General features: G+C 66.2%; 17 protein-coding genes. 11 read left to right on the plus strand and 6 right to left on the minus strand.

Going from position 1 to position 20,151, the window contains the following annotated elements:
• Positions 1–50 precede the first annotated feature (50 nt).
• Positions 51–293: a DUF6566 family protein gene (locus tag HWX87_RS32540; RefSeq protein WP_176051046.1), complete on the plus strand. Its 243-nt coding sequence runs from the start codon at positions 51–53 to the stop codon at positions 291–293.
• A 28-nt stretch (positions 294–321) separates the two neighbouring features.
• Here HWX87_RS32540 and HWX87_RS32545 read toward each other — a convergent pair whose 3' ends face one another.
• The gene (locus HWX87_RS32545; RefSeq protein WP_176051047.1) at positions 322–996 is read right to left on the minus strand and encodes an HAD family hydrolase; all 675 of its coding nucleotides are present in this window, start codon (positions 994–996) and stop codon (positions 322–324) included.
• Between the two features lie 228 nt (positions 997–1,224).
• Here HWX87_RS32545 and HWX87_RS32550 point away from each other — a divergent pair, with 228 nt between their 5' ends.
• Complete coding sequence (locus HWX87_RS32550) at positions 1,225–2,421, plus strand: sugar transporter (RefSeq protein ID WP_176051048.1); 1,197 nt, start codon at positions 1,225–1,227, stop codon at positions 2,419–2,421.
• 28 nt (positions 2,422–2,449) lie between these two features.
• On the opposite strand, the gene HWX87_RS32555 is transcribed toward HWX87_RS32550, so the two are convergent.
• Entirely contained in the window at positions 2,450–3,226 is a 777-nt protein-coding gene (locus tag HWX87_RS32555) for a glucose 1-dehydrogenase (RefSeq protein ID WP_176051049.1), read from the minus strand.
• Positions 3,227–3,384: 158 nt separating this feature from the next.
• On the opposite strand from HWX87_RS32555, the gene HWX87_RS32560 reads away from it, so the two are divergent.
• The 5 genes from HWX87_RS32560 to iaaH all read left to right on the plus strand — a co-directional run bounded on the left by HWX87_RS32560 (position 3,385) and on the right by iaaH (position 9,654).
• On the plus strand, positions 3,385–4,287 hold the full coding sequence (locus tag HWX87_RS32560) for a LysR family transcriptional regulator (RefSeq protein WP_176051050.1): 903 nt from the start codon (positions 3,385–3,387) through the stop codon (positions 4,285–4,287).
• 338 nt (positions 4,288–4,625) lie between these two features.
• Positions 4,626–6,797, plus strand: a complete 2,172-nt coding sequence (locus tag HWX87_RS32565) for an alpha-galactosidase (protein ID WP_244137801.1) — start codon at positions 4,626–4,628, stop codon at positions 6,795–6,797.
• A 137-nt stretch (positions 6,798–6,934) separates the two neighbouring features.
• Positions 6,935–7,369, plus strand: a complete 435-nt coding sequence (locus tag HWX87_RS32570) for a hypothetical protein (RefSeq protein ID WP_176051051.1) — start codon at positions 6,935–6,937, stop codon at positions 7,367–7,369.
• Entirely contained in the window at positions 7,366–8,079 is a 714-nt protein-coding gene (locus HWX87_RS32575) for a helix-turn-helix transcriptional regulator (protein WP_176051052.1), read from the plus strand. Before HWX87_RS32570 ends, HWX87_RS32575 begins: the two co-directional genes overlap by 4 nt.
• Positions 8,080–8,184: 105 nt before the next feature.
• Entirely contained in the window at positions 8,185–9,654 is a 1,470-nt protein-coding gene (iaaH, locus tag HWX87_RS32580; protein WP_176051053.1) for an indoleacetamide hydrolase, read from the plus strand.
• Positions 9,655–9,782: 128 nt separating this feature from the next.
• Here iaaH and HWX87_RS32585 read toward each other — a convergent pair whose 3' ends face one another.
• The 4 genes from HWX87_RS32585 to HWX87_RS32600 all read right to left on the minus strand — a co-directional run bounded on the left by HWX87_RS32585 (position 9,783) and on the right by HWX87_RS32600 (position 15,305).
• Positions 9,783–11,063, minus strand: coding sequence for a helix-turn-helix domain-containing protein (locus HWX87_RS32585; RefSeq protein ID WP_244137802.1), 1,281 nt, complete (start codon positions 11,061–11,063; stop codon positions 9,783–9,785).
• Between the two features lie 56 nt (positions 11,064–11,119).
• A complete protein-coding gene (locus HWX87_RS32590) occupies positions 11,120–12,247 on the minus strand; it encodes an NAD(P)-dependent alcohol dehydrogenase (protein WP_176051054.1) in 1,128 nt (375 codons plus the stop codon).
• 14 nt (positions 12,248–12,261) lie between these two features.
• The gene (locus tag HWX87_RS32595) at positions 12,262–13,734 is read right to left on the minus strand and encodes a benzaldehyde dehydrogenase (protein ID WP_176051055.1); all 1,473 of its coding nucleotides are present in this window, start codon (positions 13,732–13,734) and stop codon (positions 12,262–12,264) included.
• Between the two features lie 458 nt (positions 13,735–14,192).
• Positions 14,193–15,305 carry a GTPase gene (locus tag HWX87_RS32600; protein ID WP_176051056.1) on the minus strand — a complete coding sequence of 371 codons (1,113 nt, stop codon included), beginning with the start codon at positions 15,303–15,305 and terminating at the stop codon, positions 14,193–14,195.
• A gap of 760 nt (positions 15,306–16,065) precedes the next feature.
• Here HWX87_RS32600 and HWX87_RS32605 point away from each other — a divergent pair.
• From HWX87_RS32605 to benB, 4 genes are all read left to right on the plus strand, one after another.
• Positions 16,066–17,202 (plus strand): muconate/chloromuconate family cycloisomerase, encoded by a 1,137-nt coding sequence (locus HWX87_RS32605; RefSeq protein ID WP_176051057.1) that lies wholly within the window; start codon positions 16,066–16,068, stop codon positions 17,200–17,202.
• A 51-nt stretch (positions 17,203–17,253) separates the two neighbouring features.
• On the plus strand, positions 17,254–18,198 hold the full coding sequence (gene catA, locus HWX87_RS32610; RefSeq protein WP_176051058.1) for a catechol 1,2-dioxygenase: 945 nt from the start codon (positions 17,254–17,256) through the stop codon (positions 18,196–18,198).
• Positions 18,199–18,311: 113 nt separating this feature from the next.
• Positions 18,312–19,670, plus strand: a complete 1,359-nt coding sequence (locus tag HWX87_RS32615; RefSeq protein ID WP_176051059.1) for a Rieske 2Fe-2S domain-containing protein — start codon at positions 18,312–18,314, stop codon at positions 19,668–19,670.
• A partial coding sequence (gene benB, locus HWX87_RS32620) for a benzoate 1,2-dioxygenase small subunit (protein WP_043179561.1) occupies positions 19,667–20,151 on the plus strand: 485 nt, incomplete at its 3' end. The genes HWX87_RS32615 and benB, both read left to right, overlap by 4 nt.

Raw genomic sequence — 20,151 nt, forward strand, 5'->3', positions numbered from 1 at the left:
AGCGGCGCGCATTTTTGCCTTGTCGTCTCGGACAGGCACTGGGGGCCATCATGCAACAGCAACAGGACGCACAGATTCGCGACCCGTATCGCGGCCACGAGATCCGCGTGTGGGCACGGCGCAACGACAGCGGCGCGTGGCGCGACGAGGTGCAGGTGTTTGTCCGCGGCGAGCGCATCGAGCTGGCCGCGCCGCCGGCCGCCGGGCCCGAGTGGCTGACCGAGAACGAGGCGCTGCTCGCGGGTGTCGAGCGTGGCCGCTACCTGATCGACAAGCGCATCGACGACGACTGACCGGACGGGTTTCGCCGAACCCGATGGCTCAGGGCCGCGCGGCAATCTCGTCGAGATGCCACAGCAAGTCGGCCGGGTCGTCATACACGCGCAGTGCGCCCGCGCGTTCCAGTTCGTCGCTGCCGTAGCCGCCAGACAGCAGCCCGACGCCGAGCGCGCGGCAGCGGGCCGCGGCGAGCATGTCCCAGATGCTGTCGCCGACCACGACCGTGTGTTCGATCGGCACGTTCAGCTGCGCGGCCGCGGTCAGGAACAGGTCGGGGTCCGGCTTCGCATACTTGACCTGGTCGCGCGTGACGACCACCTGCTTCGCCGGATCGACGCCGAGTGCCTCGAGATTGATGGCGGCCGTTTCCATCCGCCCGCTGGTGGCGATCGCCCAGCGGATGCCCGCGCTCGACAGCGCGGCCAGCAACTCGCGCGCACCGGGCAGCGGACGCACCTGCGCGCGCAGCCGCTGGTAGGCGGCCGCATGCAGCCGCGCGAGCCGCTCGACGCGCTCGGCGTCGATGTCGCCCGCCGTCTCGCGCAGCAGCTGATTCAGGAACAGGCCGCCGCTCATCCCGATCTTGCGGTGGATGCGCCACACCGACAGTTCGATGCCCTCGGCATCGAGCGCCTCCTTCCATGCGAGCACGTGCTGATAGACGCTATCGACGAGCGTGCCGTCGAGATCGAACAGAAATGACGTTTCAATGCGCATGTGATTCTCCTGGTCCGGTGACAATCGGGCGAAGCGCCCGCAAGAATGCTGGTCGACACATTATCGGCGCACGGCCGTGTCATCGCCATGTCCCGCCGCCGGGCCCTGCCGCGTCGTGTCATGTGCCGCTGGTACAATCGCGCCGATGTGCCGCGCCGGGCCTTCCTCATCGGGTCCGAGCCACATGTACCGTATGCGCCCCCAACCCTCGTCTCGTCGATTCCACGCATGGCAACACCGGACGCCATCAGTTCCAGGCACTCGTGGTGGGGCGTACTGGCCCTGGCACTCACCGCCTTCATCTTCAACACCACCGAATTCGTGCCGGTCGCGCTGCTCAGCGCGATCGGCGACAGCCTGCAGATGCAGCCGACCGCCGTCGGCCTGATGCTGACGATCTACGCGTGGGCCGTTGCCGTCGTATCGCTGCCGCTGACGTTCGTCACGCGTCACGTCGAACGCCGCAAGCTGCTGGTCGGCGCGCTGCTGGTGTTCATCGGCAGCCACATCGTGACCGGCGTCGCATGGAATTTCACGGTACTGATGATCGGCCGGCTCGGCATCGCGTGCGCGCATGCGGTGTTCTGGTCGATTTCCGTCCCGCTCGCGGTGCGGCTCGCGCCGAGCGACCGCAAAAGCCGCGCGCTGAGCCTGATCGCGATGGGCTCGGCGATCGCGATGGTCGCCGGCATTCCGCTCGGGCGCGTGATCGGCGAGGCGTTCGGCTGGCGCGTCACGTTCCTGATCATCGCGGGCGCCGCGGGCGGGGCCGCGCTGTTGCTGCGCGCCGCGTTGCCGGTCCTGCCGAGCCAGGGCGCCGGGTCGCTGAGCAGCATCGGCGTGTTCCTGCGCAAGCCGGCACTGGTGGCGCTTTATGCGATCACCGTGCTGGTCGTGTCCGCGCACTTCACGTCGTACACGTATATCGAGCCGTTCGTCCAGAGCGTGAACCACGCGAGCAGCAGCCGGATCACGTACGTACTGATCCTGTTCGGCGTCGCCGGCCTGCCGGCCGCGATCTGCTTCAATCGCGTGTACCCGCGCGAGCCCGACAAATTCCTGCTGGCGTCGATCGTCGCGCTGTCGGGCTGCCTGCTGATCCTGTTCCCGTGCGCGCTGAACATCGTCACGCTGTCCGTGCATACGCTGGTCTGGGGCGGGGCGATCGTCTGCTTCGGCCTCGCGATGCAGGCGTGGGTGCTGAAGCTGGCGCCGGAGGCGACCGACCTCGCGGTGTCGATCTTCTCCGGGCTGTACAACGTCGGCATCGGCGCGGGCGCGCTGATCGGCAACCATATCGCCGGCGACTACGGGCTGCCGTGGGTCGGCACGTTCGGCGGCGTGGTCGGCGCGGTCGCGGTCGGGATCGCGTGGCTGGCATTGCGCCTTCACGCGAAACGGGAGATGGCGGCAGCGGCGCCGTGAAGCCGCGCCGCGGATCGCGCCCGGCGCGTCATGCAACCGAATAGCCGCCGTCGGCCACGAGTGCATGCCCCGACACATAGCTGGAGTCGTCCGACGCGAGGAACGCGACGATCGTCGCCATTTCCTCGGCGGAGCCCCACCGTCCGGCCGGTGTCGACGCGGCAAACGCCTGTTGCGCGTCGTCCGACGGCCAGATGCCGCGATGATGGAACGGCGTTTCGATCAGCCCCGGGCACAGCGCGTTGACGCGGACGCCGCGCTTGAACCACTCGATCGACGCCGTCTTCGTCATCCCGATCACCGCGTGCTTGCTCGCGATATAGACCGACGCATTCTCGAAGCCGATCAGGCCGCCCATCGACGCGTTGTTGATGATGCTGCCCGACCCCTGGCGCAGCATGATCTCGGCCGCGTACTTCATCGAGTTGAAGACCCCGCGCACGTTCGGTTCGAAGACCTTGTCGAACGTCTCGGCATTCTGCTCGAGCAGCGGCGCGAACACGCCTTCCGTACCGGCATTGTTGAACGCGATGTCGAGTCGACCATAGGTCGATACCGTGAAATCGAAGAGCTTGCGCAGATCGTCTTCGTTCGCGACGTCCGCGGCGAATGCGCGGGCTTCGCCGCCGGCCGTCACGATCTCGTCGACCAGCCGGTCGAGTTCGGTCTTGCGCCGGGCGCTGACGACGACCTTCGCGCCGCGTCGCGCGAGTTCGATCGCCGATGCACGGCCGATGCCGGAGCTGGCGCCCGTCACCACGGCGATGCGGCCTGAGAGTTGGGCGGTTTGTGTGCTTGCGTTCATGATGCGTTTCTCCCGAGTGGTTGACCATCCACGTCAAAGCGACGTCTGGTGCTCATTGTGGTCGCTCGACTGCCGCAATAAAATGGAACAATCGCGCATTCAGAATTCCCGGTGACGGAATTAAACCCGTTGCTTCGGGAACGTCAGAAAGGTTCGCCATGCTCAACCGACTCGATCCCCTCAAGATCCTTGCCGCGGCTGCCGCGGCGCCCACGTTCCGCGAGGCGGCGGCGCGTCTCGGCGTGTCGCCGCAGGTCGTGACGCGCGCGGTGCGCGAACTGGAGGAGATGCTCGGCGAAACGCTGTTTCACCGGACTACCCGCAGCATCCGGATCACCGCGTTCGGCCAGTCGTTCGCGCGCGACGCGCAGGCGGCGCTTGCCACCGTCGACGGGCTGTTCGAGCCCACGGCCGCTCAGGTCGACGAACCGGCCGGCATCGTCAGGATCACGGCGCCGTCAGGCATGGGGCGTCATTACGTGCAGCCGATCCTGACCGAACTGATGCAGCGGTATCCGGGCCTCGTGCCCGACCTGCGGCTGTCGGATGTGCCGTCGCCGGTGGTCGACGAACAGATCGACATCGGCGTGCGCGTCGGGGCGATCGGCGACAACCGCTTTGTCGCGCGCATGATCGGGCCGTTGCCGATGTGGGTCGTGGGCGCGCCGTCGCTGGTCAGGCGGCTGGGCGAGCCGAGGAGCCGCAAGGAACTCGAAGCGATGCCGGTGACGTGCCTGATCGACCGTGCGAGCGGTCGTGCGTGGCCGTGGATCTTTCGGGGAGAGCAACACTTCGTCCCGTCGTCGCCGGCCTATATGACGGACGATACCGAGGTGGAGATCGAGGCCGTGTGCGCCGGAGCCGGGTTCGGCCAGTGCTCGGAGTACCTGGTCCGGCCGTACGTGCAGAAGGGGCGCCTGGTGCGCGTGTTGCCGAGCCTCGAACCCGAGCCGTGGAAGCTGCACGTGTATCGGCCGCGGCGCGGCCCGATGCCGCGGCGTATCCGGGTGGTGTACGACGAACTGGTGGCGAAGCTCGCGCACGCAACGTCGCGAGGGTAGGCGAGGCGGCCGGAAGGTCCGGCAGCCAATCCGGTCACGGCAAGGCGATACGCCTGTCAGGTTTCGCGTTAAACCGGCAATAGTGATCGGAATTGTTTCCGTTCAGTCGATCAAGTTTCCAAAGATTGGGTTTTCGAGGTCAATTACTTAAACCATTAACGACAAGGCGACTGGCAACCGGAAAACCGTCATCTCCCAATATGTGACCGCGTGCTGCAAAGATTGAAACAGGGAAACGAACGTCATTAATCTGCGTACGCGCACGATGCTGATCGACGTGCGTCGTTCACAATAATCTGGAGACGGAGATGAAGCGCACAAATCATTTAGGAATATTGATGATATGTTTCGCGGCGGCGGCGATCGGCCTGTCCGCATGTGGCGGCGACGATGTCGGTTCGTCGCCGGGAACGAGCACGTCGGCGACCGGAACGACCTCGACCACCGGCACGACATCGACGACGGGCGGCAGCACGACCACCACGGGTACGTCGCCGACGGCACTGCAGCAGATCGCGGTGAATCCGCCGCCGATGGGCTGGTCGTCATGGAACAGCCTCGAGGAAAACGTCAGCTTCGATACGATCAAGGCGCAGGCGGACGGGCTGGCCGCGCTGAATGCGAACCTCGCGACGGGCAACAAGTACCAGTATGTGAATATCGACGAAGGCTGGTGGACGTCGAGAAAGCGCGACGCGAACGGCAACTTCATCCTCAACGTCGACATGAACGGCAATCCCACCAACCAGTGGCCGGGCGGGATGAAGGCGATGGCCGACTACATTCACGGCAAGGGCTTGAAGGCAGGCATCTATATCGACTCCGGGCCGCAGGGCTGCGGCAACACGAACGGCACACATTTCGTCGGCAGCGATTACGCGCACTACGATCACGATTTCCTGCAGTTCGCGCAATGGGGCTATGACTTCGTCAAGGTCGACTGGTGCGGCGGCAGCGCGGCCGGATACGATCCGCAGCAAGCCTATACGGCGATCTCGCAGGCGATTCAGAAAGCCTATCTGGCCACCGGAAAGCGGCTGGTACTGAACATGTGCGACTGGGGCACGCTCGGCAAAAGCGGCTATCCCGACTACAACCTGGGGCCCTGGGACTGGGGCGCCGGTATCGCGACGTCGTGGCGCACGACGGGCGACATCTACGGGCCGGGGAGCGGTGTGCCGAAGTTCGGCTCGGTGCTCGGCAACTTCAACGGCAACTATCACCCCGAAGGCCAGCACACCGGCTACTACAACGATCCGGACATGATGGTGGCCGGCATGGGCATGACGGCGGCGAACGATCTTGCGCACGTGAACCTGTGGGCCATCGCCGGCGCGCCGATGATACTCGGCAACGACCTGTCGAAGTCGCTGTCGAGCGATACGGTGAGCCTGCTCACCAATCCCGAGCTGATCGCGATCGACCAGGACGTGCTGGGCCTGCAGGGGCTGAAGGTCGCGGACGCCAACGGGCAGCAGGTGTGGGCGAAGCTGCTGGCCGGCGCAGGCAAACGCGCGGTTCTGCTGTTCAACAACGGCACGGCGGCAAGCGACATGACGGTCACGTGGCAGCAACTGGGCCTGGCGGCCGGTACGTCGGCGACCGTCCGCGACGTCTGGGCGCACAAGGACCTCGGCGCGGCCACCGGTTCCTACACGGTCGCGAGTGTGCCGGCCGGCGGCACCGTGATGCTCGTGCTGAGCGGCACGGACCTGCCGTCGACCACGTACCTGCCGGGCACGCTGTCGGGTGGCGCGACGGTGGCGGACTGCGCGGCGTGTGCAAGCGGCAAGAAGGTGACGGGGCTGGGCGCGGTGACGTTCAATAACGTGAGCTCGCAAACGGCGGGCGGTTATGTGCAGATTGCCTACCTGAACACCGGGACGGAAACCGTCGAGGCACAGCTCGCTGCGAATGGCGGCAACGGCACGACGCTCGCGTTTCCGCCCACCGGCAATGCCGTCGGCACGGTGACGGTCTTCGTCAACCTGCAGTCCGGGCAGAACACGTTGACTTTGTCGGGTCTCGGCGGCACGACCGCGGCACCCGACGTCACGTCGATCGCCGTGGTGGCCGGCCCGGTGAAGGTTCCGCCGCCGCCGCCGCTGGCCTACGAGGCCGAGGCGGCCGGCAACACGCTCGGCGGTGCGGCGCGCGTGTCGTCATGCGGCGCGTGCTCGGGCGGGCAGGACGTCGGCTATATCGGCAACGGTGACGGGACCAGCAACGGCACGCTGACGATCAACGGCATCTCGGTGGCGGCGGACGGCACCTACAGCGTCGTGATCGCCTACGTGAACGGCGATTCGGCGGCGCGTAGCGCGCAGCTCAGCTTCGACGGCGCGGCACCCGTGTCCGTGTCGTTCCCGTCGACGGGCGGATGGGGGAACGTGTCGACGCTGACGGTGACTGGCGCGTTCAAGCAGGGAAGCGCCAACACGCTGAAGTTCGCCAATCCGACGGGCTGGGCGCCCGATATCGACGGTATCGGCGCGCCGGCCAGGCAATGACGTGCGCGTGGCGCGGCTTCCCGGTCACGGGTGGTCGCGCCAGCGTCGACGGGCACGTTGCAAGCCGACATATTGCGGCATCATCATGGTGCCGGCGCACCCGCCCGCGGTGCCCGCTATTCGACTGGAGACGCTGCATGCCGATACCCCGGATTGAAACCCGCGACGCGATGGGCGATCCCGATGTGGTTTATCTCAACCCGGCGCACGTGCTGTGGATGTCGCTGCCGACCGCCGCGCACCGGCGGCCGGACAGCATGGCCATCCGCGTGGACGACCGCGTGAAGGGCGGCTCGCTGCTGATGGCCGACAATCCGCCGGCTGCGCAACTGCTGCAGGATCTCGGCCCGTTCGTGACGGTGACGCTGGCGAACCCTTCGTCGGACTATCCGAACGGTGTCGTGCACATCCGGGCGCATGCGATCGTCAAGATTGCGACGGACGACCAGGACAAGCCGCTGGCCGGCCGCACGCTCGGCTGGGTTCATGTCCAGGACGGCTCGGCTTTCAAGGTCAACGATTACGCCGGCGTGGCCGCGCAGTGGCAGGCGACAATCGCGGCCGCATCATGAACCTTGCCGTGGCCGATATCACGCCGGACGAACTCCGGCTGTTCGGCGACATCGTCGCCCGCCTGGAAGCGCTCGGGCCGATCGTCGACGTGAGGAGCGTCGTGCTGCCCGAGATCACGCAGCTGATGCGTGCGGATTTCGCCGCATCGTTCGATTGCGACGCGCAAACCGGGCTCTGGCGCAACGGGTTCTCGTACAACCTCGACCCGTCGCAGATCGCGCGGTACGAAGCGTGGTTCCAGCATATCGACCCGGTCACGCCGCAACTGCGCGCGCGCCGCGTGGCGACCTGCGTCGACGAGGTGATGAGCCGCCGCGATCTGGAGCGCACCGCGTTCTACAGCGATTTCCTGAGCCGCGATGGCATGCACCACGGGATCAACGTCTATGCGTTCGACGGCGCGACGCACGTCGGTGACCTGCGCATCTGGCGTGCGCAAGGCCGGCCCGACTTCACGGAACGCGACAAGCTGCTGCTGAACGGCATCGAACCGTTTTTCCGGCGTGCGCTGCTGAGGCGGCAGCATGCGTGTACCGGGCTGACCGAACGCGAGAGCGACGTCGCGCGGCTCGTCGCCGCCGGCTACACCGACAAGGACGTCGCGCGCACGCTCGGGATCGGGCTGTCGACGGTCCGCACGCATCTGCGGCGCGTGATGGCGAAGAAGGGCGTCGCCAACCGGGCGAGCCTGGCGGCCGCGATGGCGTGACCGGTTGCGCCGCGGGCCACGCGGGGTCGTCCATTGTGATGATGGGCGTCAAAATCGGCGCGCCCTACCTTGTAACGATTCCCCCTGTTACGAGGCATGCCGACCATGACCACCCTGGGTTCCCTGACGCTCACCGAAGCCCGGCAGGCGCTCCTGCGCCGGGAGTTTTCCTGTGTCGAATACGCGTACGCGTTGATCGAGCGGCACGCGCGCTGGCGCTACCTGAACGGTTTCACCTGCGTCGACGACGCACGGCTGCTTGCCGAAGCCGCCCGCAGCGACCGCGACCTCGCGAGGTCGACCGCCCCGCGCGCGCTGCTCGGCCTGCCGATCGCGATCAAGGACAACATCGACACCGCCTGCCTGCCTACGGCCAACGGCACGCTGGCGCTGCACAACCGCGTGCCGCCGCAGCACGCGCCGGTCGTCGCGCGGCTGCTGGCGCAGGGCGCGCTGATCGCGGGCAAGGCGAACCTGCACGAGCTTGCGTTCGGTGTGTCGGGCAACAACCGCGTGACGGGCGCGGTGCGCAATCCGTACGATTTCGACCGGATTCCGGGCGGCAGCAGCAGCGGCTCGGGCGCGCTGGTCGGCGCCGGTGTGGTACCGGCCGCACTCGGCACGGACACCGGCGGCTCGGTCCGGATCCCGGCGGCGCTGTGCGGCGCGGTCGGCCTCCGGCCGACGGCGGGGCGCTACCCGTCGGGCGGCGTCGCGCCGATTTCCCGCACGCGCGACACCGTCGGCCCGATGGCCCGGTCCGTCGAGGACATCGCGCTGCTCGACGCGATTCTGGCCGGCGAAGCGGCGTCGCTATCGCCTCCCGTGCGCAGCGGGGCGCGTCCCGTGCGTCTCGCGATTCCGCGCACGACGTTCTGGCGCGGCCTCGCGCCGGATGTCGAAGCGGTGGCGCAGGCCGCGGTGGTGAAGCTGGAGCAGGCGGGATTCGAATGCGTCGACATCGACCTGAATGACTATCCGGGTTTTTTCGACGACGAGCCGGCCGTCATCGCGATGGTTGAATTCCGTGCGTCGATGCACGCGTATCTGGTCGAGAACGGTTACGACCTGTCGGTCGACGACATCGTCGCGAACGTGGGGAGCCCGGACGTCGCGCGGATCGCCCGGCATATCACCGGCCCCGACGGCATCGGCGAAACGGCTTACCGCACCGCGCTCGACCGGCGGACGCGGTCGCGCGCTGCGTATCGGCAGTGCCTCGCCGACAGTGGCGCCGATGCGCTGGCCTTTCCGGCCACGATCGCGACGGCCTGCCCGATCCCGTCGGGCGACACGATGATCCACAACGGCGAGACCGTTTCGGTGTTCCAGACCTACACCAGGAACACCGAGCCCGGCAGCAATGCCGGCGTGCCGGGCATGACCGTGCCGGCCGGCCTGACGGCGGCCGGTCTGCCGGTCGGCCTCGCGCTGGATGGCGCGGCCGGCACCGATCGCGAACTCATCGCGGTCGCGTTGCAGGTCGAACGGGTGCTCGGGCGGCTGCCGGCGCCGGACGACGGATACGGGGTGGAAGGCCGGCTGGGCGGTTGGGCGGGCGGCTGCGCGTCGTGACGGTTAAGCGTGCAAATTGCGTTGCGGCTTCACGAGCGGCCGGCAGTGGCTTGGGACCAGCGCAAGCCGCTTATTAGCGTGAACAGGCCCAGGTGCAATCGCCACACGGCCCGTTTCATCCGGAATCGTCAATGCGGTCCGTCGTGCCTGATCCCTGCCGCATCGAGCTGACGAAGTTTCGCATACAGCGTCGTGCGCGAAATGCCGAGCCGCCGCGCGGCCGCCGACACATTGCCGTCGTGTTCGTCGAGCGCGCGCCGGATCGCATCGAGCGACTGTTCGTGCAGGCTCGCCTGGGCACCGGCGGTCGGTGTCGCATGGCACACGTCGGCGGCGTCTTCCAGCACATCGGCATGGCGCGCCATCGTCGCCCGGTCGAGCGGCGCACGCAGGGTGCGCACCCATACATGGCTACCATCGTCGCGCGCGATCCGCTGCGGCGTGCGTGCCGGTATCAGCAAACGGCGCTGCTGCACGGGCGTTGCGCCGGGAAACAGTTGCCGGAGATCGTACGGGGCCACCGGCCCGGTGGCCGCGAGGTCGAGCATCCGGCGCGCCAGCCGGCTCACCGCGCGCACGCGGCCCGCTTCGTCGAGCGCAATGACGCCGGCGAGCGGGGTGCCGAGCCAGCGCGCGTCATGCTGGACCTGCAGCAGATGGCAGTCGCGCAGTAGCGCATACAGACGCTGCTCGGCGGACAGCGCCGCATGATGAAACTGTTCGCGCAGCTGCACGACGTTGCGCCTGCCGACTCCGGTGATGTCGAGCGCGCCGATTACTTCGCCGTCGAACCCCACCAGCGGCACCGCGAGACAGAACACCCGGGACAACTCGTGGAGATAATGCTGCGCGCCCGCGACGATGGCCTCGGCGCCATCGTGAATCACGCAGCTCGGCGCGGTTGTGCCGACGTTCGGCTCGACAATCCGGCGTCCGGCGACGATCGGCGTCAGCAGCGCATCGTCGCATTGCGGGCTGCGCCGCGCATGGACGATCGTGCCGTGCGGATTGACGCACATGATCGTCCATTCGGTACCGCCGAATGCGGCCCACAGCGGCTCGATCTCCTGCGCGACGCAGCGGGTGAGCCGCCGGTCCGCGCGCGATTCGTCGCGCTCGCGCTGCATCTCATAGCGCGCGGTTTGCCATGGCCGCAGCCCGGCGTCGCGCGAGCGCAGCCACGAGCGCGCGACGCTGGCCGGCAACGCCGTTTCCGGCAGCGGCTCGCCCGCGGCGAAGCGGGCGCGAAGCCGGTCGAGATCGACCGGCCGTGCAGGGGATTCAGGGGCCGTGTTCACGCTGCGCTCCATGTGAGGTCGAATGGTCGGGCCGGGCGTGCCGGCCCGGCGTGTCGCGCGAATGCGTAATATAGCCCGGTGCTCGAAGCCGGGTATTTTCGTGCCCGGCAAGGGTGCCCGTCGTGTCGCGCCGCCTGGTATCGGCGGGCGGCCGGCGGTGCCTGCGTCTAGTGCGGCAACCGCAGGATCGGCTTGAGCGTGATGCCTTTGCTGCTGTCCTCGGCGGCCTGGTTGATCTGCTCGAGCGGATAGAACTTCACCAGCCGGTCGAACGGAAACCGGCCTTGCAGGTGCAACTGCACGAGTTGCGGAATGAACGTCTGCGGCACGCTGTCGCCTTCGACGATGCCGCGGATCGTATGGCCGCCGAGCAGCAGGCTGTTCACGTCGAATTCGGCCTTCGTGCCGAGCTTCGGCGCGCCGACCACGCCCATCGTGCCGCGCGAGCCGAGCGCGTCGATCCCTTGCGACAGCACGGCCGGCAGCCCGGTCGACTCGAGCGCGTAGTCGACGCCGCCGCCGGTGATCTCGCGGATCGCGTCGATGACGTCGACTTCCCGGCTGTTGATCGCGTGCGTTGCGCCCAGCTCCAGCGCCAGCGCGAGCCGCGACGGCACGATGTCGACGGCGATGATGGTGGTGGCGCCGGCGATGCGCGCGGCCATCACGGCGCTCATGCCGACCGCGCCGGCGCCGAAGCTCGCGAAGCTGCTGCCGGTGCGCACCGCGAGCGAATTGATGACGGCGCCCGCGCCGGTCTGGATCCCGCAGCCGAGCGGGCCGAGCAGTTCGAGCGGCGCTTCCTTCGGCACCTTGATTGCGTTGTTCTCGCGTGCGAGCGCGTAGCTCGCGAACGACGACTGCGCGAAGAAATGATCGTGCAGTGGTTGTCCGGCCGCGTCGCGGATGGCCGTCTGCCCGTCGACGTCGGCGCCGCCGAAGTTCAGCGCGAAGAACTGCCGGCAATACGCGCCGTGACCGCCGGCGCACGATGCGCAGTGGCCGCACGCGCCGTAGGTCAGCACGACGTGGTCGCCGGCGGCGAGCGTCTTCACATTCGGGCCGACCGCCTCCACCACGCCGGCGCCTTCGTGACCGAGCACGGCCGGTAGCGGTACCGGGTAGTACTGGTCGCGCACGATCAGGTCGGTATGGCACAAGCCGGTCGCGACGACGCGCACCAGCACCTCGTCGCCGCGCGGCGCGCGGATTCGTGCCGTTTCGATCGAGAAGGGCGCGCCGGCGGCGCGCGCGACGGCCGCGGTGACGGCGCGTGTATCGTTTTCGGTGTACATGGTCGGTCTCCTCGTCAAATCGGATACAGCGGCGCGTCGCCCTTGATCGTCAGCCACTGCCACTGTGTGAATTCCTCCCAGTTTGCCGCGCCGCCGATGCTCGAGCCATTGCCCGAGGCGCCGACGCCGCCGAACGGGTTGATCACCTCGTCGTTGACCGTCTGGTCGTTGATGTGCAGCAGCCCCGTGTTCAAGCGCTCGCCGATCCTCAGCGCGCGGCCGACGTCAGCGGACAGGATCGCCATCGACAGCCCGTATTCGGTCCGGTTCGCGAGCGCGATCGCGTCTTCGTCGGTATCGAACGGCACGACGATAGCGACCGGCCCGAAGATTTCCTCGTCGAACGCCGGATTGCCCGGCGCGACGCCGCTCAGCACGGTCGGCTCGAAAAACAGGCCGCGATGGCCGCCGCCCGTCTCGACGCGGGCGCCCGCGCGTCGGGCCGCATCGACCACGCTCGCCGCATGGTCGCGTTGTGCGGCGTCGATCAGCGGGCCGAGGCCGACGTCGCCGGTGGCCGGGTCGCCGACGCGCAGGCTTTGCGCCTTCTCGACGAGCTTCGCGACGAAGCGGTCGTGAATGGCGCGTTGCACGAGCACGCGGCCGGTCGCCATGCAGATCTGGCCTTGATGCAGATACGCGCCCCATGCGGTGTTGGCAACGGCGCGCTCGAGGTCGGCATCGTCGAGCACGATCAGCGAATTCTTGCCGCCGAGTTCGAGCGACACCTTTTTCAGATGGTGGCCCGCCGCTGCGCCGACCTTGCGCCCGGCCGCGGTGGAGCCGGTGAACTGGATCATCGCGACGTGCGGATCGGCGACCAGCGCCGCGCCGGCCGCGCCGTCGCCGGGCAGCACGTGCAGCACGCCTTCGGGCAAGCCGGCAAGCTCGAACACGCGCGCGATCGCGACGCCGCCGCACACGGCGGTGCGCGGATCGGGTTTCAGCACGACTGCGTTGCCGAGCGCGAGCGCCGGCGCGACCGCGCGTATCGCGAGATACAGCGGGAAGTTGAACGGCGAGATCACGCCGACCACGCCGCGCGGGCGGCGGCGTGCGAGCGACAGCCGGCCGGCCGCGGACGGCAGCACTTCGCCGGCCGCGCGCGCCGGCAGCCCGGCTGCTTCGTGCAGGGCCTTGATCGTAATCGCGGTTTCGAACGACGCTTTCGCGCGCGTCGAGCCGCTTTCGCGCACGAGCCAGTCGACGATCGCGTCGAAATGCACTTCGGCGACGGCTGCCGCGCGACGCAGCACCGCCGCGCGCTCGTCGTAGGGCAGCGCGAACCATGCGGGCTGTGCGCGATGTGCGGCGGCGGCGGCTTCGGCGATGGCCGCGCCGTCGGCGACGCCGATGCGGCCGAGCGTGTTGCCGGTCGCGGGTTCGATCACGTCGGCCGCGTGCGCGCTTGCGTGCCAGCGTCCGTTGAAGGTTTTGCCGCGCCAGATGTCGGTGTCGAACAGTGCGGTTTTGATGCTGCTATCCATGTACGCTCCTGAGGAATTCGGATCGGCCGGATCGGGGTTCTTGCGTGGGTGTCGATCGGCATGCGCGCGAGGGTAGGCGGGCGCGGCGAAGCGGGGCTATCCGGGTTTCTTCCCACCGGCGGAGGGCGTGTGGGGTGGGGGGCGTCTGCGATTTTGTGTGCGGAAACTGAACAGTCGTTGTGGGGGGGCCGCACGTCGTTTGGTGAACACGGCAGGTTATTGCTGGGGTGGTGCGGCGTGCGCTAAGTCTGAAGGCTTAGCGCGTAAAGCTGCGGCAAGATGCCTGTGCTCACGCTTCGTCGGAGCGGCATTACCGACCCGTTCCAGCCATAGGCGCAGTCTCAGCCTCGAAGGCCGCTTTCACGGTACAACGGACATCTGAGCAATCGCGCTGGTCGGCGCGTCATGAACCACCGGGGCGAACGAGCTATGATTTATCGCTCACCCCGATGGCTACTTCAAATATTGACTCTTTCCTTCAGTGCCTTTGTGATCATCGCAATGTCGATATCTTCGCCAGGATGAGCCGAGCAAAATTCGAACAAAACAGCGACGTAGGCGTTGCCCAGGGTTTTGGTAAGTACGCCTGCCGTCGTAGCAGCAACTGCGCCGCCGACAACGGAACCCGCTCCTGGAATCATCTTTAGGAGGCCAGAAACGACTGTACGCCCTATCAAAGTCGCTGCGGACGCCCCCAACACCGAGGTGACAAGTGTGGTCAACGTTGTCGCGCTGAACTCCATTCCGAACGTCACTCCAACTTTGGCAATCATTGTGACCTGGATGGGAACAAGCACAACTGCATCTGAGAACGGAATGGGTGTTGCTGCCGCACTCGCCGCCAGACCTGCGGCAACGTTCACTTCGTTCTCAGCTTGGCACTTTTTTACCTCGAGAGCCCTCCGGTTCCGCGTCGACAGTGCGTTCGCGTAGGCGCGCCGCTGTGCCTCCGGTATCAGTCGCGACGTTGCGTCGATCAAAGCATCCAACCCAGTCGGCGGCAGCGTGGCGTCGAGTTCTTCAATTCGCTCGGATAGAGCTCGGACGGACACAATACTCGAAGCGCGAGACATGAGGTTCCTCACCTCGTTGAGGAACTTTTCGTTTTTTCGCGATTTCGTGAGCACCACGATCACTGGAATTTCCGCAGTAGCTAGCATGTTGCATAACTCGACTTCTGCGTCTTCTACACGGTCGCTACCTTCCTGAATACAGAGCCATGCAACATGAATATGCCTGTTTTGGTCCTCGGACGAAGATCTCTCTTGTATCAGGGTGCCGAGTTCGTCTCTGGTCCTCGCGTAATCGGCCACCTCCAACCCTTTCGTATCGATAATGGTGAGTGGGTGGCCAGGCTTCGTGATCTCGACAATCTTCTGTGTGACGGGCTTACCAGAACCGGTCTTCGCGAACTCGCCACGAAAAATCGTGTTGATCAACGTACTCTTTCCTACACCGGTTTTTCCAACTGTCACGACGTTGACTCTACCTAGTCCTTTGGTTGCAGAGCCTATGGCCTCCTCAATGGCATCGTGAAGATTTATTTGCTTATCAGCGTCAGCAAAGGTCATTTTTTCCCCGAAAATGAATCTATCATTTCAAATTACGCAAAATTACCAGAGTGTTCTTGAAGTCGGATAGGATCCACAGCAGAGAGACTTCGAAGAAATCAGTCTGCCAAGCTCTGATTCTAAGACACAGCACTGCGACGATGGAGGCCTGCTGCCATTAACATCAACTAACAACCGCTTCTGAAGCATGCAAAGCAAGGACGTTGCGCCACGCTGGTGCAGCACAGGTGGGACAGCGAACGGAACTCCAACGGTCTCCTGCCAAGAGCGAAGCGGCCGCTCGAATTTTCCGGGCACGTGGACGCACAACGACCGCTCCTGGCCGATAGCGCCCATCAGCTTCTGACGAACAACGGACATCGACACCGAACGTCGATATCCACCCACCCAATTCCTTCCGATCGTTCGCGGAAACCGACGCCGAACCTGAACGCCGGACAGCCAACCCCAACATTTCCCCCATCAGGAAAACCCTGATCGACTCGGCAGGCCGTCGGTTTCAGCCGGTTTTCCCGCTGCCACAAGCGGCCGCTGTGCGCCCCCACCCAAACGATCCCCCGAACCCGCAGGACCGCGCCCCATCAAGCCTCTCCGCCCGCATACCTAGCCAAAACAGGTATGGCGCACCGCAGTATTTCGCGTGATGAGCCTGATTTCAATACCTACCAGGTATCAAAAATCCCACCCAAAAGTATTGGACGGTGGTTTTGGCCGGGGCGTATAAATCCGTTCCATGAACACCCCCCAAGCAGCGTGCCCCATGTCCTCCGTCACCATCGAACGCATTGAAACCCGCCTCGTCGATCTGCCGACGATCCGCCCGCACAAGCTGTCGGTGGCCACGATGCACGGCCAGACGCTGATGCTCGTGAAGGTGTTCTGCAGCGACGGCGTGACGGGTCTCGGCGAAGGCACGACGATCGCCGGCATGGCCTACGGCCCGGAAAGCCCCGAAGCGATGAAGCTGGCGATCGACGCATACCTCGCACCGGCGCTCGTCGGCCGTGACGCGACGCGCATCCAGACGCTGATGGCGTTCCTCGGCAAGCTCGCGAAGGTCAATCACTTCGCGAAGAGCGCGCTCGAAACCGCGCTGCTCGACGCGCACGGCAAGCGGCTCGGCGTGCCGGTCAGCGAATTGCTCGGCGGCCGCCGGCGCGATCGCCTGCCGGTCGCGTGGACGCTCGCGTCGGGCGATACGGCTACCGACATCGCCGAAGCCGAGCGGATGCTCGACCTGCGCCGCCACAACGTCTTCAAGCTGAAGATCGGCGCGAAGTCGCCGGAGACGGATATCCGCCACGTGGCCGAAATCAAGAAGGCCGTCGGCGACCGCGCGTCGGTGCGCGTCGACGTGAACATGGCGTGGAGCGAAACGCAGGCCGCGCGCGCGATTCCGGCGCTGGCCGATGCCGGCTGCGAGCTGGTCGAGCAGCCGGTGGCCTCGGCCGCGGCGCTGGCGCGCCTGATGCGCCGCTTCCCGGTCGCGCTGATGGCCGATGAAATCCTGCAGGGCCCCGACAGCGCATTCGAGATCGCGAAGCATCACGGCGCGGACGTGTTCGCGATCAAGATCGAACAGAGCGGCGGCCTGTTCGCCGCGCAGCGCGTGGCCGCGATCGCGGATGCCGCCGGCATCGAGCTGTACGGCGGCACGATGCTCGAAGGCGCGTTCAGCACGGTTGCATCCGCGCACCTGTTCGCGAGCTTCGCGAACCTGCAGTGGGGCACCGAACTGTTCGGGCCGCTGCTGATCACCGAAGAGATCCTGACGCAGCCGCTGGACTACAGCGACTTCGAACTGACCGTGCCGGACGGCCCCGGTCTCGGCATCGAGCTCGACGAAGACAAAGTCAGGCGTTTCACCCGCGACGGACTCACGAGAGTCGCGCGGTAGCCCGAGTCAGGCACAGCCGTCATCCCCCCAAATACACGTGGAGACACCATCATGAGCGTCAAAGTTTTCGAAACCCGGGAAGTGCAGGATCTGCTGAAGGCCGCGTCGAACGCGGGCGCGGACAGCACGAAGGGCGGCAACGCGCGTACGCAGCAGGTCGTGCTGCGCCTGCTCGGCGACCTGTTCAAGGCGATCGACGATCTCGACATCACGCCCGACGAAGTGTGGGCCGGCGTCAACTATCTGAACAAGCTCGGTCAGGATGGCGAAGCAGCGCTGCTCGCGGCGGGCCTCGGCCTCGAGAAATATCTCGACATCCGGATGGATGCCGCGGACAAGGCGGTCGGCCTCGACGGCGGCACGCCGCGCACGATCGAAGGGCCGCTGTATGTGGCCGGCGCGCCGGTGCGCGACGGCGTGTCGAAGATCGACCTCGACGCGGACGAAGGCGCGGGCCCGCTCGTGATCCACGGTACGGTCACGGGCCTCGACGGCAAGCCGGTCGCGGGCGCACTGGTCGAATGCTGGCACGCGAACTCGAAGGGCTTCTATTCGCACTTCGACCCGACCGGCGCGCAGACCGACTTCAACCTGCGCGGCGCGGTGAAGACGGGTGCCGACGGCAAGTACGAATTCCGCACGCTGATGCCGGTCGGCTATGGCTGCCCGCCGCAGGGCGCGACGCAGCAACTGCTGAACGGCCTCGGCCGCCACGGCAACCGCCCCGCGCACGTGCACTTCTTCGTCGACAGCAACGATCACCGCAAGCTGACGACGCAGTTCAACATCGATGGCGATCCGCTGATCTGGGATGACTTCGCGTATGCGACGCGCGAGGAGCTGATCCCGCCCGTGGTCGGGAAGACCGGCGGCGCGGCGCTCGGCATGAAGGCCGATGCGTACCAGGACATCGAGTTCAACTTCGTGCTGACGCCGCTGGTGCAGGGCAAGGACAACCAGATCGTCCACCGCCCGCGCGCAGCCGCGACGGCGTAACCGCCTGACGGCGCGGCGCGCATGCGCCGCCGCCGGCCGGGTTCCCGCGAGATTCAACCGAAACCGATGCGAGCGTGCTTGCAGGACGCGGCACGCGCATGGGAGGAGCCAACATGTCCGCCACGATCGACCAAGCCAACGAACTGGATCACCTGCTCGCCACCGCCGTGCAGGATGACAAGGAGGCCGGCGTATTCCGCTGCCGCCGCGACATCTTCACGAACGAGGAGCTGTACGAGCTCGAGATGAAGCACATCTTCGAGAGCAACTGGGTGTACCTGGCGCACGAAAGCCAGATTCCGGCCAACAACGACTACTACACGACGTGGATCGGCCGCCAGCCGATCGTGATCACGCGCGACAAGACCGGCGAGCTGCACGCGGTCATCAATGCCTGCGCGCACAAGGGCGCGATGCTGTGCCGGCGCAAGCACGGCAACAAGGGCAGCTTCACGTGCCCGTTCCACGGCTGGACCTTCTCGAACACCGGCAAGCTGCTGAAGGTGAAGGACGAGAAGACCACCGAGTATCCGGTGCAGTTCAACACGCATGGCTCGCACGACCTGAAGAAGGTCGCGCGCTTCGAGAACTATCGCGGCTTCCTGTTCGGCAGCCTCAGCGCTGACGTGCTGCCGCTCGAGGACTATCTCGGCGAAGCGCGCGTGATCATCGACCAGATCGTCGACCAGGCGCCGAACGGGCTCGAAGTGCTGCGCGGCAACTCGTCCTACATCTACGAAGGCAACTGGAAGATGCAGATGGAAAACGGCTGCGACGGCTACCACGTCAGCACCGTGCACTGGAACTACGCGGCGACGATGGGCCGCCGCAAGGAAGACGGCACCAAGGCCGTCGACGCGAACAGCTGGAGCAAGTCGGTCGCGGGCGTGTACGGGTTCGACAACGGCCACATCCTGCTGTGGACGCAGACGATGAACCCGGAAGTGCGGCCGGTGTATCAGCATCGTGACGAGATCCGCGCGCGCGTCGGCGACGTGCAGGCCGATTTCATCGTGAACCAGACGCGCAACCTGTGCGTGTACCCGAACGTGTTCCTGATGGACCAGTTCAGCACGCAGATTCGCGTGGTGCGGCCGCTCGGCGTCGACAAGACCGAAGTCACGATCTTCTGCTTCGCGCCGAAGGGCGAGAGCGAAGCCGACCGCACGGTCCGCATCCGCCAGTACGAGGATTTCTTCAACGTGACGGGCATGGGCACCGCCGACGACCTCGAGGAGTTCCGCGCGTGCCAGGCCGGTTATGCGGGCATCACGGCGATGTGGAACGACCTGTCGCGCGGCGCGCCGCTGTGGGTCGACGGGCCGGACGACAACGCGAAGAAGATGGGGCTGAACCCGCGCATCTCGGGCGAGCGCAGCGAGGACGAAGGGCTGTTCGTGTGCCAGCACGAACACTGGGTGCATGTGATGCGCGATGCGCTGAAGAAGGAACGCGGGGAGGTGGCGGCATGAGCTTCGATTACCGGACCATTTGCACGGCGCTGTATCGCGAAGCGCGCCTGCTCGACGATCGCCAGTGGGACGAGTGGCTGACCTGCTATGCGGAAGACGTCACCTACTGGATGCCCGCGTGGGACGACGACGACCGGCCGACCGACGATCACCAGAGCCAGATCTCGCTGATGTACTACCCGGACCGCGGCGGCCTCGAGGATCGCGTGTTCCGGATCAAGACCGAGCGCAGCGGCGCGTCGACGCCCGAGCCGCGCACCAGCCACAACGTGACGAACGTCGAGGTGCTGGCCGAGCGCGATGACGAAGTGGACGTGCGCTACAACTTTCACACGCTGAACCACCGTTACCGCGTGACCGATCACTTCTTCGGCACGATGTTCGTCACGTTGCGCCGCGCAGGCGATGCGCTGCTGATTTCGCACAAGAAGATCGTGCTGAAGAACGACTACATCCGGCAGGTGCTCGACGTCTATCACGT

Source organism: Burkholderia sp. BCC1644 (assembly GCF_902833225.1).
Lineage (GTDB): Bacteria > Pseudomonadota > Gammaproteobacteria > Burkholderiales > Burkholderiaceae > Burkholderia.

Coding starts and splice junctions, on each gene's coding strand:
- HWX87_RS32540 (WP_176051046.1), top strand. CDS start 51: ATGCAACAGCAACAGGACGCACAGATTCGCGACCCGTATCGCGGCCAC.
- HWX87_RS32545 (WP_176051047.1), bottom strand. CDS start 996: ATGCGCATTGAAACGTCATTTCTGTTCGATCTCGACGGCACGCTCGTC.
- HWX87_RS32550 (WP_176051048.1), top strand. CDS start 1,225: ATGGCAACACCGGACGCCATCAGTTCCAGGCACTCGTGGTGGGGCGTA.
- HWX87_RS32555 (WP_176051049.1), bottom strand. CDS start 3,226: ATGAACGCAAGCACACAAACCGCCCAACTCTCAGGCCGCATCGCCGTG.
- HWX87_RS32560 (WP_176051050.1), top strand. CDS start 3,385: ATGCTCAACCGACTCGATCCCCTCAAGATCCTTGCCGCGGCTGCCGCG.
- HWX87_RS32565 (WP_244137801.1), top strand. CDS start 4,626: ATGATATGTTTCGCGGCGGCGGCGATCGGCCTGTCCGCATGTGGCGGC.
- HWX87_RS32570 (WP_176051051.1), top strand. CDS start 6,935: ATGCCGATACCCCGGATTGAAACCCGCGACGCGATGGGCGATCCCGAT.
- HWX87_RS32575 (WP_176051052.1), top strand. CDS start 7,366: ATGAACCTTGCCGTGGCCGATATCACGCCGGACGAACTCCGGCTGTTC.
- iaaH (WP_176051053.1), top strand. CDS start 8,185: ATGACCACCCTGGGTTCCCTGACGCTCACCGAAGCCCGGCAGGCGCTC.
- HWX87_RS32590 (WP_176051054.1), bottom strand. CDS start 12,247: ATGTACACCGAAAACGATACACGCGCCGTCACCGCGGCCGTCGCGCGC.
- HWX87_RS32595 (WP_176051055.1), bottom strand. CDS start 13,734: ATGGATAGCAGCATCAAAACCGCACTGTTCGACACCGACATCTGGCGC.
- HWX87_RS32600 (WP_176051056.1), bottom strand. CDS start 15,305: ATGACCTTTGCTGACGCTGATAAGCAAATAAATCTTCACGATGCCATT.
- HWX87_RS32605 (WP_176051057.1), top strand. CDS start 16,066: ATGTCCTCCGTCACCATCGAACGCATTGAAACCCGCCTCGTCGATCTG.
- catA (WP_176051058.1), top strand. CDS start 17,254: ATGAGCGTCAAAGTTTTCGAAACCCGGGAAGTGCAGGATCTGCTGAAG.
- HWX87_RS32615 (WP_176051059.1), top strand. CDS start 18,312: ATGTCCGCCACGATCGACCAAGCCAACGAACTGGATCACCTGCTCGCC.